Origin of the sequence: Bradyrhizobium huanghuaihaiense (genome assembly GCF_007830635.1) — a bacterium.
Taxonomy (GTDB): Bacteria; Pseudomonadota; Alphaproteobacteria; order Rhizobiales; family Xanthobacteraceae; genus Bradyrhizobium; species Bradyrhizobium huanghuaihaiense.
Genome location: NZ_VLLA01000003.1, coordinates 259,065 through 271,926, shown reverse-complemented (window position 1 = coordinate 271,926; position 12,862 = coordinate 259,065). Strand labels below are relative to the sequence as shown.

Here is a 12,862-nt window from a genome sequence, read left to right as displayed (position 1 = left end):
TCTAGCGCGCCGCCACCTTTGACGGCGCCTTCGCTTCCGCCCGTCCCGCCGTCAGCGCCATCGTCGCAACGCTGACGACGCGCGCGACCACGTCCTCGACGTCGTCGAGGTCGCATTTGCCTTCCGACAGCTTTGTCAGGCGCTCGCTCTCGCGAATGGTGTGGTGTGCCATCGCGAGCGCGAAGTTGAGGCCCCAATAGATATCGACGTCGTTGCGGTCGGGCAGGGACCTGCGCATCGCGCCGGCGAATTTGCGCAAATGGTCGATCTCGCGGTTCTTGATGCGGCGGATCGGCGGCACGGATTCGATCGAGGCGCGGATCATGAAGCGCGCTGCGGTCGAGCGCTGGTTCTCAGGCCCCAGGCAGCCCCGCAAGGTCGGCCCGACCAGCGCCCGCAAGATCACCTCGATCGGCGCGCGGCCGCCGCCTTCTTCTTCCGCCGCCTTCAGTTCGCGCAAACGCTCGCGGTTGGTGGCGATCGAGCGGGTGACGAACAATTCTGCGATCAGCTCGTCCTTGGAGCCGAAATGATAGTTCACCGCGGCGAGGTTGACGCCGGCCTCCGCGACGATGTCGCGCAGCGTCACGTCGCCGAAGCCGCGATCGGCATAGAGCCGTTCGGCGGCGGCGAGAATGGCAGACCTCGTATGATCGCTGGCCATGGGTGCCCTCGGGGAGGGAGTTGCAATTCAAACAGTTGTATGAAACTATCGTTTGAAGGCCGGGAAAAGTCAATCCGCAATCGGGACTCGTTCGCAACTGCGCTGGGTTCCGGGGCGCTCGCAAGTTTGCGCATTCGCGCTTGCGGGCCGCGCGCGGCGGGAGGACAGTCCGGCGCAAAAGGACCAACGAGAGAGAAACGAGGAGCGTCCCATGGATTTCGACCTGTCCCCCAAGCAGAAGGAATGGCTCGACCGCGTGCGGTCCTTCATGGCCAAGCACGTGCGCCCGGCGGTCCCTGTTTATGACGAGCAGGATCGCAGCGGCGAGCGCTGGAAGGTCATCCCGGTGCTGGAGGACCTCAAGAAGAAGGCGAAGGCCGAAGGCCTCTGGAACATGTTCATGCCGCCGAACGAGCATGAAGATGATGAATTCCGCGGCGCGGGATTGACCAATCTCGAATACGCGCTGCTGTCGGAAGAGATGGGCCGCATCACCTGGGCCTCCGAGGTGTTCAACTGTTCCGCGCCCGACACCGGCAATATGGAAGTGTTCATGCGCTACGCCACCAAGGAGCAGAAGCGCAAATGGCTGCGTCCGCTGATGGACGGCGAGATCCGCTCGGCCTTCCTGATGACGGAACCCGCAGTCGCATCGTCCGATGCCACCAACATCGAGACGCGTATCGAGAAGGACGGCGATCACTACGTCATCAACGGCCGCAAATGGTGGTCGTCCGGCGTCGGCGATCCCCGCTGCAAGATCGCGATCCTGATGGGCAAGACCGATCCCAAGGCCGCCAAGCACCAGCAGCAGTCGCAGATCCTGGTTCCGCTCGACACGCCCGGAATCAAGGTCGAGAAGATGCTGCCCGTGTTCGGCTTCGACGACGCGCCGCACGGCCATGCCCAGGTGTTGCTCGAGAACGTGCGCGTGCCGAAGGAGAACATCCTGCTCGGCGAAGGCCGCGGCTTCGAGATCGCGCAGGGCCGCCTCGGCCCGGGCCGTATTCACCACTGCATGCGCACCATCGGCAAGGCCGAGGAGGCGCTGGAGAAGATGGTGAAGCGGCTCGCCTCGCGCTCCGCGTTCGGCAAGAAGATCATCGAGCACAGTGTGTGGGAGCAGCGTATCGGCGAGGCCCGCACCGACATCGAGATGAACCGCCTGCTGTGCCTCAAGGCCGCCGACATGATGGACAAGGTCGGCAACAAGACCGCGCAGCTCGAGATCGCCATGATCAAGGTTGCAGGCCCCAACATGGCCTTGAAGATCATCGATCAGGCGATCCAGGCCTTTGGCGGCGCCGGCGTCTCGGATGAGGCGGGCCTTGCCAAAGACTACGCCCACATCCGCACGCTTCGTCTCGCCGACGGTCCGGACGAGGTGCACAATCGCGCCATTGCCAGACTTGAACTTCGGAAGTATGCAAACTCTCCCAGTCATTGACAGGGGGAGCCCAAGCGGCGCTCCCGACTTGAAGAAACGACGGGGCATGATCCACGGCGGACGACGGCTTGACGCAAGTGCATCAGCTGTGGCCCGCTAGGATCATGCTCGACCTGAAATGGTCAGGACTGAAGAGGGAGCGTCACCGTGGCTGACGGCGTCAGGAAAGACGAGGAGTTCTCGGGCACCAAGCCGGTCGAGGAGCGGCATCGTTTCGACGAGCTGCGCCTCGAGGCGTGGATGCGCGAGAACGTCGAAGGTTTTGAAGGCCCGCTGGTCGTGCTGCAGTTCAAGGGCGGCCAGTCCAACCCGACCTATCGCCTCAACACGCCGAAGCGTTCCTACGTGATGCGCCGCAAGCCGTTCGGCAAGCTGCTGCCGTCGGCGCATGCGGTCGATCGCGAGTATCGCGTCATCGCGGCGCTTGGAAAGCAGGGCTTTCCGGTCGCGCACGCCTATGCGCTGTGCCAGGACGACAGCGTCATTGGCGCTGCCTTCTACATCATGTCGATGGAGGAGGGCCGGGTATTCTGGGATCCGACGCTGCCGAGCCAGGATGCCGACGCGCGCCGCAAGATCTTCACCAGCAAGATCGAGACGCTGGCGAAACTCCACATGTTCGACCCTGTTTCGATCGGCCTCGGCGATTTCGGCAAGCCCGGCAATTATTTCGCGCGGCAGATCGACCGCTGGACCAAACAGTATCGGGCCTCGGAAACGCAGCACATTCCCGAGTTCGAGAAGGTCGCCGAATGGCTGCCCAAGACCGTGCCGGAGCAGGCGCGCGTCTCGATCGTCCACGGCGACTATCGCCTCGACAACATGATTTTCCACGCAACGGAACCGCGCGTTCAGGCCGTGCTGGACTGGGAGCTGTCGACGCTCGGCGATCCCATGGCCGACTTCACCTATCTGCTCATGCAGTGGATCATGCCGGGCTTGCAGGGCGTCGACCTCAAGGCGCTCAACATTCCGAGCCTGGAAGAGGCCGCGCAGATCTACTGCAACGTCACCAGGGTGAGCGTGCCTGACCTCAACTGGTACTTCTCCTACAATCTGTTCCGCCTCGCCGGCATCACCCAGGGCATCGCCGGCCGCATCCGCGACGGCACCGCCGCCAACGCCAAGGCGCTGGAGTCAGCCAAGCGCACCGTGCCGCTGTCGCAGGCGTCATGGCAGTACGCGCAGAAGGCGGGCGCGGTGTAGGACTAGCGAAGGCGCGGTCGATGGCCGCGCCTTTTTTGCTTTGGCGCGTCGCTATTTTGCCCGCGAAAGCGGGCAATCCACTATTCCAGTGACGCCAGTGTACGAACCGAGAAGCCGCGGCGTACTGGATGCCCCGGTCAAGCCGGGGTATGACAGCTGTGATGAGGCGAGCTCGTTCCACCGTCATTGCGAGCGAAGCGAAGCAATCCAGATTCTTTCCGCGGCGGGCAGTCTGGATTGCTTCGCTGCGCTCGCAATGACGAGGAGGCGGAATACGAGACTCGCAATTCACGCCGTGTCAGCGCCTTTCGCAAGCGACCGTGTCCTTGTATTTCTGTGTGCGCCCAAGCCACGTGAGACCCGCGCATGATCGATCACACCACGCTCATCACGTACGTCCTCATCGTCCTCGGTTTTGTCTTCATTCCCGGTCCGGCGACCTTATTGACCATGGCGCGGGCCGTCAGCTCGGGAACGAGGGTGGGCATCGCGACGGGCGCGGGGATTGCGGCCGGTGACTTGATCCACACCAGCATGGCGATCGTAGGCCTCTCGGCGATCATTGCGACATCCGCGCTGCTCTTCAGCATCGTCAAATATGCCGGCGCGGCGTTCCTGATCTATCTCGGCATTCGCGCCATGCTCGACAAGGCGCCGATCGAGCTGAACGGCGGCGCCACCACGATCGGGGCGGGCCGCGCCTTCCGGCAGGCCGTGCTGACCGAAGTGCTCAATCCCAAGACGGCGCTGTTCTTCCTCGCCTTCCTGCCGCAATTCGTGCGGCCGGAGCACGGTGTGATCGCAGTTCAGCTTGCGATCCTCGGCACCGTCTTCGTGCTGCTTGGCCTGCTCAGCACCGTCGTGTTCGCCGTCGGCGCCGGCCGTCTCGGCAATCTGCTGCGCCGCCACCCGGCCGTGGTGAAGTGGCAGGGCAAGGTGGTTGGGACCATCTACTGCGCCGTCGGTGTCAGGCTGGCCTTGCAAGAGCGGTGAGGCGCAGCGCTCTGTTCCCACACACTCTCGTCATTGCGAGCGAAGCGAAGCAATCCAGAGTCTTTCCGCGGCGACAGTCTGGATTGCTTCGTCGCTTCGCTCCTCGCAATGACGAGACTACCCCTTCGCGCAATGCGCGATCAGTCTCTCCACGAACCCCGCACACTTCTCCAGTTCCGCCATCTCCACGAACTCATCAGGCGTATGCGCCTGGGCGATCGCGCCGGGGCCGATCACGACCGAGGGGATGTCGGCCATGCTCGCAAACAAACTCGCCTCGGTGCCGAAGGCGACCTTGGCGTGGTCGTTGCGTCCTGCAAGGCTCTTGGCCAGCGTGACGATGGCCGCGTCGGCGGCGGTGTCGAGCGCGGGATAGTCGAGGATCTCCTCGAAATCGATGCCGCAGTCCGGATGCCTCGCCTTCATCGCCGGCTCGAGTTCCGCCTTGGCCCAGGCGACGATCGCATCCGTGACCTCGCGCGACTCGGTGATGCCGATGCCGCGGCATTCGAAATCCACCGCGCAGGTGTCGGGCACGATGTTCAGCGCGGCACCGCCATGCACGATGCTGGTGAGCAGGGTCGAGTGCGGAACGTCGTAGAGGCTGTCCGTCGATCGCGCAGCCGCGAGCGCCACCGCGCGGCGGCGAATCTCGACGATCAGCTCGGCTGCATATTCGATCGCATTGACGCCGTCGGGCGCGATCGAGGAGTGGCGGGCGAGCCCGTGGAACGTGGCGCGGACGCCGTGCTTGCCCTTGTGCCCGATGATAACCTGCATCTGGGTCGGCTCGCCGATGAAGGCGCCGAGCGGCCTTACCTTCTTCTTCGCGACCTCGTGCAGCATCGGCCGCACGCCGACGCAGCCGATCTCCTCGTCGTAGGAGATCGCCAGATGAATCGGCGTCTTGAGCCTGGCTTCCAGCATCTCCGGCGCCATGGCGAGGCACACCGCGACAAAGCCCTTCATGTCGGTGGTGCCGCGGCCGTAGAGCTTGCCGTCACGCTCGATGAGCTTGAACGGATCATGGCTCCAGTCCTGGCCCACGACGGGAACCACGTCCGTGTGGCCCGACAGCACGAAGCCCGGCTGGTCCTGCGGCCCGATCGTGACCCACAGCGCGGCCTTCTGCCCGGTCTCGTCGGTGATGCGCTCGCCCTTGATGCCGAACGCGGCAAGATAGCTCTCGATATGGGCGATCAGAGGCAGGTTGGTGCGGTCGCTGATGGTGTCGAAGCCGACGAGGTCGGCGAGGAGTTTTCGGATACGGTCGGGTCTTGAGCTTGGCATTGTCACGGTCTTGTCAGGAGATTGGAGAGGCTGAGTTGCCTGCAGGAACCATACCAATGCGATGGGCGGTCGGGCAAATCAACACAGTTCCGTAACCCGGATGAGCGTAGCGACATCCGGGAAGGCTCGTGCCGTGAATCCCGGATGTCGCTTCGCTCATCCGGGCTACAATTCCTTGTGTTGCCCGTCGGGCAAAACACGCCATCCATTGGTCGAGACCGCTCGCCGAAAATATTCTACTTTACCGAAATTCGGAATTGACGGATAGTTTGCGCAACCCGGCCCAAGGAAGAGGGGCGTATCGCGATCGTCACGAACGCGGGCCGGGCGGCGGTGGACGTGAGTTGCACCGGCGCGAAAAGCTTCGCAGGGCAGGCAACTGTGAGCGAAGTCCTCGCGCCAGCGACAGGTGCGGTTCACGTACGGCAAAATCGTGTGGTCCTGACGCCCGGGGTCTGTGCGTCAAGTCTTGCGGTGATGTTGCGGCCCGACCGGGTCCGCGCATCAGTCATCCGCACGGCGACGGGGCAATAGTGCATCGCTCCCCGGGGAGATCACGACATAAGCCGTAAAACCACTGCGCAGGGAAGGCCGGATGTTTGGCTTCACCTGTATGCCGCTGTGCAAATTCTTTGTTGCCACCTTTCGCACAGTGGACCGTGGGTGCCCGGCCGGCACCCGGTCTTCCCTGCGCCCTCTTTCACTGGGGGCAGCCAAGCAAAGCTCGGGCGGAAGATGCCGCGAGGATGCGAAGCTGTGTCTGCGAGGGAAACGCGAATTGAAGAAGCTATGCCGTCACCCCACACTCCGTCATTGCGAGGAGCCCTTGCGACGAAGCAATCCAGAGTCTTTCCGCGGAAGGACTCTGGATTGCTTCGCTGCGCTCGCAATGACGGGGTCGATGTGCGCGACAACTCCGCTCTCGTGCCCCGGACGCAGCGCAGCGTCTCTTCGACGGTGCGCTGCAGAGCCGGGGCCCATGCTTGCGGCACTCTGGGTCCCGGCTCTGCGCCGCAACGCTTGCGCGCTGCGTCGCGTCCGGGACACGAGAGCACGTGCCTAAACCGGCTTCCCCGTATACGGCATCGATGCCGTGAGGCCGCCGTCCACCGGGAACGCCTGGCCGTTGACATACGAAGCCTCGTCGCTTGCCAAAAACAGTCCCATCGCCGCGAGCTCGTGCGGCTGGCCGGGGCGCTTCAGCGGATTGAGCTGGCCGATCTTGTCCTGGGTGCCGCGCTCCTTGGCGCGGTCGAAGATCGGCTTGGTCATGCCGGTTTCGATCAGGCCGGGGCAGACCGCGTTGATGCGCACGCCAGTGCCGGTGAGCGAATAGGCCGTGGTCTGCACCAGGCTGATCACGCCGGCCTTGCTCGCCGCATACGGATGCCCGCTCGCGCCGGCCTTGAGGCCTGCGACGGAGGCGGTGAGCACGATCGCGCCCGATTGCTGCTTCACCATATGCGGCATCGCGTATTTCACCGCGAGGAACGGTCCGATAAGATTGACGCGCAAAATCTCCTGCCAGTGCTCGACGGTCTGCTCGGCGAGCGGGACGAGCCCGCCGGAGACGCCGGCATTGGCCCAGATCACGTCGAGCCGGCCATGCGTCTTCACCGCCTTGTCGATGACGGCGATCACGTCCTTTTCGGAGCCGGCATCGGCAACCATCGCTTCCGCGACACCGCCGGCCTTCTTGATCTCCGCGACGGTCTCGTTCACTGCCTCGGTGCGATCGACGGCGATCAGTTTTGCGCCTTCCTTGGTGAACAGCAGCGCGGCCGCACGACCGATGCCGCTGCCGGCGCCGGTGATGATGACGGATTTGCCTTGCAGACGACCCATGCGCTTCTCCCTTGTGGTGGCCTCGCGACGCTTGCCGCGCGGCGGAATTTCAAACAAGATTTCAAACGGTAAAGTGTCTTGAGACACGTTGCCTACTCACGTACAGCGACATCAGACGGGATGGAAGGGTTTCGATGGCAGCCGAAGACAAGCCGAATGTGGTCATGACACGGTGGTGGTGGGTCCGTCACGCGCCGGTGCGCAATGACGGCGGCAACATCTACGGGCAGAGCGATATCGCCTGCGACACCAGCGACACCTATGTGTTCAATGCTGTTGCCAAAGTGCTGCCACGCAAGGCGGTCTGGTATTCGAGCAATCTTCAGCGCACGCATCAGACGGCCGAAGCGATCTGGGCGGCCGGCTTTCCGCGGCCTGCCTCGATGAAATGGGAAGCGGACCTCGCCGAGCAAAATCTCGGACGCTGGCAGGGCATGAACCGCGCCCAGTTCATTGCCAGCCGTCCCGTCGGCACCAGCTGGTTCGCGGACATCAACGAGCCGGCGCCCGGCGGCGAAAGCTTCATGGATCTCTACAACCGCACCCGCCGTACCATCGAGCGCATCAACATCGAGGCGGCGGGGCAGGACATTATCGCGGTCGCGCACGGTGGCACCATCAAAGCCGCGGTGGGGCTCGCGCTCGGTGACTTGCCGGAGCAGGGGCTCGCGTTCGATATCGACAACGTGTCGGTGACGCGGCTCGACTATTTCGCAAGCCCGGAGCGCACCGTCTGGCGGCTGCCGATGGTCAATCAGCAACCGTGGATCGCGGATGACGCGCATGCGGCGATGCATCAGCCGGCAGGACCGGAGGTCAAGAAGCTCGCGTGATTTAAGTTGTCATTCCGGGGCGATGCAAAGCATCGAACTATGGTGCGCAATTGCGCACCTGAGAATCTCGAGATTCCGGGTCCGGTCCTACGGACCGTCCCGGAATGACGTCGCCTACGAAAATCAAAATCTGGGAGAGAAACATGACCTTGTTCGACATGAAGGGGAAAGTCGCTGTCATCACGGGATCGACGCGGGGCATCGGGCTTGCGATCGCCGAGCGCATGGCCGAGCACGGCGCCAAGGTCGTGATCTCCTCGCGCAAGGCCGACGTGTGCGAGCAGGTGGCGAAAGGCATCAACGACAAGTTCGGCAAGGGCACCGCGGTCGCGGTCGCCGCCAACATCTCGTCGAAGGAGAATCTGCAAGACCTCGTCGACGAGAGCAACCGCGCCTTCGGCAAGATCGACGTGCTGGTCTGCAACGCGGCATCGAATCCGTATTACGGCCCGCTCGCCGGCATCTCCGACGATCAGTTCCGCAAGATCCTCGACAACAACATCGTCGCCAACAACTGGCTGATCTCGATGGTGGTGCCGCAGATGATCGAGCGCAAGGACGGCTCGGTCATCATCGTTTCCTCGATCGGCGGCCTGAAGGGCTCAACCATCCTCGGCGCCTACGCGATCTCGAAGGCCGCCGACATGCAGCTCGCGCGCAACCTCGCTTGCGAATACGGCAAGCACAACATCCGCGTGAACTGCATCGCGCCCGGCCTGATCAAGACCGACTTCGCGAAAGCGCTGTGGGACAATCCGGAGAACCTGAAGGCCTCGACCTCGCGCTCGCCGCTCTTGCGCATCGGCATCCCCGACGAGATCGCCGGCGCGGCCGTGTTCCTGGGTTCGAAGGCCGGCGACTTCATGACCGGCCAGACCATGGTGATCGACGGCGGCGCGACGATCAGCTGATGGCCTCGTGTCCCGGACGCAGTGCGGTGCGTAGTACCGCACTGCTGAGCCGGGACCCAGAAGGTGAGAGGGCGGGATCGCGGAGGCATGGGCCCCGGCTCTGCGCAGCAACGCTAAGGGCGTTGCAGCGCGTCCGGGGCACGAGACTTCACTCCACCGCCGCGTAAACCAAATCCCGCACCAAGGTCCGCGTAAAGTCACGCTGTCCTGGCCCCTGGCTCATGAACACCGCGAACAGGTCCTCCTTCGGGTCGATCCAGAAGAACGTGCCCGCGATGCCGCTCCAGAAATACTGGCCGACGCTGCCGGGGAAGGGCGCGATGCCGGCCTCGCGGCGCACCGCAAAGCCCAGACCAAAACCGTGGCCGGGCGACAGCAGCGTGCCATTGGTGGGAACGCCGGGTCCGAGATGATCGGACGCCATCAGCTCCAGCGTCTTGCGGCCGATGATCCTGTTGCCGTCGAGCGTGCCGCCGTTGCGCAGCATCAGCGCGAAGCGGGCATAGTCCATCGTGGTCGAGACCAGGCCTCCGCCGCCGGATTCCATCACCGGCTGCTCCAGCATGTTGAACAGCGCGACCTTGTCGCCGGTCCAGGGATCGGCTGCGAACGGCTCGGCGAGCCTGGTGGCGCTGGCCCCGGAGGTCGCAAAGCCGGTCTCGGCCATCTGCAGCGGCGCCAGGACGCGGTCGGTCAGGAAGCTGCCCAGCGACTTGCCGCTGATGACCTCGATGATGCGGCCGAGGATGTCGGTGGAGCGGCTGTAGTTGAACTCGTCGCCGGGATGGCAGACCAGCGGGAAGCTCGCCACCAGCGCCGCGTGCTCGGCATTGCTGATCTTGCGGCTGCGGACGCGGGACTCCTGGTAGAGCTTGTGTACCGGACCGTCACCCTGGTGCTCATAGGTGAGGCCGGAGGTGTGGCGGAGCAGGTCCTGCACCGTCATCGCCCGCCTGGGCGGAACCAGCTCCAGCCTGCCGCCGCTGACCACGCCGACCTTCTGGTCGGCGAACTCCGGAATGAACTTGGCCACGGGATCGCCCAGCAGGAGGTGGCCGTCCTCGACCAGCGCCATGACCGCAACCGAGACGATCGGCTTGGTCATCGAGAAGATCCGGAAGATCGAATCGCGCGCCATCGGCGCCGCGCCCGCTGGGCTCTGCCTGCCGAGCGCCTCGAACCAGCCGACCTGGCCGCCCCTCGCCACCAGCACCGTGATGCCGGGGACGGTCCCCTTGTCGACCTCGCGCTTGAAGGCGTCCGACATGGCCTGGAGGCGGGGGCGGGACAGCCCCAGCGTCTCGGGCCTGGCTTCCGGCAAAGGCGGCGTCTGGGCTGCGACGGCGGGATTATGGGCGGCTTGGGCGGCGTTCATGCGGGCTCCCGGGTTGTTCTTATCGTTCGGGACGGACTGTCGCCCAGAAGTCGCGGTGTGAACAAGCCGCCCTTGTGCGCTTCTCCCTTGCAATCCGGTCGTGCCCTGTGCTTGAAAGCGGCCCTGAGCCGCGGCGACGCAGGTTCGTAGGAGTGTAGCTCAATTGGTAGAGCACCGGTCTCCAAAACCGGGGGTCGCAGGTTCGAGCCCTGCCACTCCTGCCAGTAAAATCAATAACTTAGCTGACATATTTGCCGAACGCACTGAGAACGTGGACCCAACTTGGACCCAAGCGCGGTCAGGTCTCAGAATTTCCCAACGTTAGGGCGTTGATGACCGGCAGCATTGAGGTATTTGCGGTCTGCTTGCGCTTCCGCTTGGCGTAGTTTCGAAGCAGCACCGCCGGGTCATCTCCGATGCGCTCCGCCACTACATGGACGGGCACGCCCTTGTCCAGCAAGAGCGTGGAATGGGTCCCCCGAAGATGATGGAATTCGAAGCCGTCAAACCCGAGCGCATCCGCTCCGCGGCGGAACTGCTTTGAGAACGCGCTGGGGTCCCGGGGCTTGGTGAGTTCCGGCAGGGCAGGGAAGATCAATGCCTCATCGGGCAATCGGACTAAGGACAGGTCGACGTCGGTCCCCTCTGGGATGCTCGCAATCAGGCGCTGGTGCGTCTGTCGTTCAGCCACCAAGACCGCGACGGTCGCGTCATCCAGCGCGATGGTGCGCAGTCCCCGCCAGGTTTTGGGTGATTTAAACCGTACCCCGAATTTCTTCGTCACTTCGAGGGCGCGCTCGACCTTCAGCGTCTTCTGTTCCTCGTTGAAGTCAGCCCATCGGAAGGCCAGCAGTTCATTCCGGCGGACGCCGGTCTGGGCATCGACCGCGACGGGAGCGTACATCGCTGGAGTGGGTTTGAAGCCGGTCACCAGCTTAGCGAGATCGGCCTCGTCGAGAGCAAGTCCGTGATCGCTCTCGCCGCCTGAGGGCACCTGTTCGACCCGGCGCATAGGATTGGTGCTGATCAGGCCTTTTCGCTCGGCAGTCGAAAGGCAAGAATTGAAGGTGACGTGCACGTGGTGCAGCGTCATCGGCGCGATCGCGCGCTCACCCTCCTCGTCGAGTAGGGCATCCAGTTCATTGTAGAGCTGGTCAATCTCAGTGGCCTGTAGCCTCTGCAGCCGTTTCTCGCCGAGCTTGGGTTTGACGTGAACTCGGAGCAGCTCTTCATATCGCTCGAGAGTGCGCTGGCCGACCTTCTTCTTCCTTCGACCAGGCGCGCCGGCGGAGACCCATTGATCGATCCATTGCCCGACCGTCATTTTGCTTGGATCGACGTGCTGTCCGGTATCGCCGGCTCGAAGAAGGGCGCGCAATTCCTTGCGCGCCTCGCTCAGACTGCCGTGAAAGGTTTTGGTGAACCGCTGCCCGTTGACGCGGTATCGCAACCGGTAAACGTCTTCGCCTCGGCGATCGATGCTCCCGTCGCCGTGGGATCGCCGTGAGGGCCGCTTATGGCTGGGAGGCGTGCTCATCCCGTTCTCCAAAATTCAATCGTTGGTGAATAGCTCGGAGAGCCTCGAAGGGCAGTTGCGCCTCGACCTTGATCCGATTGTTAGCGGCGTAATCAGGTTGACCGAACTCACTTCGGCCTTTGCCGGGTCGGCGAGACCAAACGAAGCCGATACTCGCCCCGAGACTTCCTCGATAGACGCGAACGGATGTGTGAGCTCCCGGCTTGGGCGCAGGCAGAATAGGGGCTTCCGGCGATAGCAAAAAAGCCAGAGCGTCCACGAACGTCTGCGCACCGGTCCAAGGGCATCGGTCCCACTTGGCGCCGCCCGATTTGGAGGCCCGCTTGTCGGTTGCAGTGAACGGGGCGAGAGCAAGCTTGTGGACCCGCTCATCCGTGTCCGACAGATTATCGGTCGCTAGAACCGCCACCAGGAGACGAGCGACGGTTCCCGGGGTGGCCTCGACCCCGCTCCCGCGACCGCGCCCCTTTGGCGCGGCGAGCATGCCGATCCGGACGAGCGCGCGCTGGCGCTCATAGATCGCCTGTTCTGATATCCCGAATATCGGGACCAGATCAGGCAGAAAACTGGTCAAACTGCGCATAGCCAACCCCGACTAGCACGATTTCTGGTGGTTGCCCAGAAATAAACCTTGCTTTTCCACTCAATCACTGAATATTTGGTGAACCACCAAAATTCGAGAGCAGCCAGCATGAAACGGAGCTTGGAGCAGGGGGGCCAGAACGGTCCCGCCCAAGAGGTCCCACGTCTCACCTATGAGC

Annotated in this window: 11 protein-coding genes and 1 tRNA gene; 6 read left to right on the top strand and 6 right to left on the bottom strand. The window is 63.5% G+C overall.

The window, feature by feature from the left end:
* Nucleotide 1: 1 nt before the first annotated feature.
* Entirely contained in the window at nt 2-664 is a 663-nt protein-coding gene (locus IQ16_RS09025; RefSeq protein ID WP_018647194.1) for a TetR/AcrR family transcriptional regulator, read from the bottom strand.
* Nucleotides 665-875: 211 nt separating this feature from the next.
* Between IQ16_RS09025 and IQ16_RS09020 the strand changes: the two genes are divergently transcribed.
* The 3 genes from IQ16_RS09020 (at nt 876) to IQ16_RS09010 (ending at nt 4,310) form a co-directional block, all read left to right on the top strand.
* The gene (locus IQ16_RS09020) at nt 876-2,111 is read left to right on the top strand and encodes an acyl-CoA dehydrogenase family protein (RefSeq protein WP_145831399.1); all 1,236 of its coding nucleotides are present in this window, start codon (nt 876-878) and stop codon (nt 2,109-2,111) included.
* A gap of 147 nt (nt 2,112-2,258) precedes the next feature.
* Nucleotides 2,259-3,317 carry a phosphotransferase family protein gene (locus IQ16_RS09015; protein WP_018647196.1) on the top strand — a complete coding sequence of 353 codons (1,059 nt, stop codon included), beginning with the start codon at nt 2,259-2,261 and terminating at the stop codon, nt 3,315-3,317.
* A gap of 366 nt (nt 3,318-3,683) precedes the next feature.
* Nucleotides 3,684-4,310: a LysE family translocator gene (locus IQ16_RS09010; protein ID WP_018647197.1), complete on the top strand. Its 627-nt coding sequence runs from the start codon at nt 3,684-3,686 to the stop codon at nt 4,308-4,310.
* Between the two features lie 117 nt (nt 4,311-4,427).
* Here IQ16_RS09010 and argE read toward each other — a convergent pair whose 3' ends face one another.
* Nucleotides 4,428-5,600 carry an acetylornithine deacetylase gene (argE, locus tag IQ16_RS09005; RefSeq protein ID WP_018647198.1) on the bottom strand — a complete coding sequence of 391 codons (1,173 nt, stop codon included), beginning with the start codon at nt 5,598-5,600 and terminating at the stop codon, nt 4,428-4,430.
* Nucleotides 5,601-6,659: 1,059 nt separating this feature from the next.
* Nucleotides 6,660-7,445, bottom strand: a complete 786-nt coding sequence (locus IQ16_RS08990; protein ID WP_026312662.1) for an SDR family NAD(P)-dependent oxidoreductase — start codon at nt 7,443-7,445, stop codon at nt 6,660-6,662.
* Between the two features lie 134 nt (nt 7,446-7,579).
* Here IQ16_RS08990 and IQ16_RS08985 point away from each other — a divergent pair, with 134 nt between their 5' ends.
* Together IQ16_RS08985 and IQ16_RS08980 are read left to right on the top strand one after the other, a co-directional pair.
* Nucleotides 7,580-8,278, top strand: coding sequence for a histidine phosphatase family protein (locus tag IQ16_RS08985; RefSeq protein WP_018647200.1), 699 nt, complete (start codon nt 7,580-7,582; stop codon nt 8,276-8,278).
* Between the two features lie 143 nt (nt 8,279-8,421).
* Nucleotides 8,422-9,189: an SDR family NAD(P)-dependent oxidoreductase gene (locus IQ16_RS08980; RefSeq protein ID WP_020608099.1), complete on the top strand. Its 768-nt coding sequence runs from the start codon at nt 8,422-8,424 to the stop codon at nt 9,187-9,189.
* 148 nt (nt 9,190-9,337) lie between these two features.
* Here the strand turns inward: IQ16_RS08980 and IQ16_RS08975 are convergent, their stop codons facing one another.
* Entirely contained in the window at nt 9,338-10,564 is a 1,227-nt protein-coding gene (locus tag IQ16_RS08975) for a serine hydrolase domain-containing protein (RefSeq protein ID WP_018647202.1), read from the bottom strand.
* 148 nt (nt 10,565-10,712) lie between these two features.
* On the opposite strand from IQ16_RS08975, the gene IQ16_RS08970 reads away from it, so the two are divergent.
* A tRNA-Trp gene (locus IQ16_RS08970) sits at nt 10,713-10,788 on the top strand.
* Between the two features lie 74 nt (nt 10,789-10,862).
* On the opposite strand, the gene IQ16_RS08965 is transcribed toward IQ16_RS08970, so the two are convergent.
* Together IQ16_RS08965 and IQ16_RS08960 are read right to left on the bottom strand one after the other, a co-directional pair.
* Nucleotides 10,863-12,101 (bottom strand): tyrosine-type recombinase/integrase, encoded by a 1,239-nt coding sequence (locus tag IQ16_RS08965; RefSeq protein WP_145831396.1) that lies wholly within the window; start codon nt 12,099-12,101, stop codon nt 10,863-10,865.
* Nucleotides 12,079-12,684, bottom strand: a complete 606-nt coding sequence (locus IQ16_RS08960; protein ID WP_145831395.1) for a hypothetical protein — start codon at nt 12,682-12,684, stop codon at nt 12,079-12,081. The genes IQ16_RS08965 and IQ16_RS08960 overlap by 23 nt, the downstream gene beginning before the upstream one ends.
* Nucleotides 12,685-12,862 lie beyond the last annotated feature (178 nt).

Coding starts and splice junctions, on each gene's coding strand:
- IQ16_RS09025 (WP_018647194.1), bottom strand. CDS start 664: ATGGCCAGCGATCATACGAGGTCTGCCATTCTCGCCGCCGCCGAACGG.
- IQ16_RS09020 (WP_145831399.1), top strand. CDS start 876: ATGGATTTCGACCTGTCCCCCAAGCAGAAGGAATGGCTCGACCGCGTG.
- IQ16_RS09010 (WP_018647197.1), top strand. CDS start 3,684: ATGATCGATCACACCACGCTCATCACGTACGTCCTCATCGTCCTCGGT.
- argE (WP_018647198.1), bottom strand. CDS start 5,600: ATGCCAAGCTCAAGACCCGACCGTATCCGAAAACTCCTCGCCGACCTC.
- IQ16_RS08990 (WP_026312662.1), bottom strand. CDS start 7,445: ATGGGTCGTCTGCAAGGCAAATCCGTCATCATCACCGGCGCCGGCAGC.
- IQ16_RS08985 (WP_018647200.1), top strand. CDS start 7,580: ATGGCAGCCGAAGACAAGCCGAATGTGGTCATGACACGGTGGTGGTGG.
- IQ16_RS08980 (WP_020608099.1), top strand. CDS start 8,422: ATGACCTTGTTCGACATGAAGGGGAAAGTCGCTGTCATCACGGGATCG.
- IQ16_RS08975 (WP_018647202.1), bottom strand. CDS start 10,564: ATGAACGCCGCCCAAGCCGCCCATAATCCCGCCGTCGCAGCCCAGACG.
- IQ16_RS08965 (WP_145831396.1), bottom strand. CDS start 12,101: ATGAGCACGCCTCCCAGCCATAAGCGGCCCTCACGGCGATCCCACGGC.
- IQ16_RS08960 (WP_145831395.1), bottom strand. CDS start 12,684: ATGCGCAGTTTGACCAGTTTTCTGCCTGATCTGGTCCCGATATTCGGG.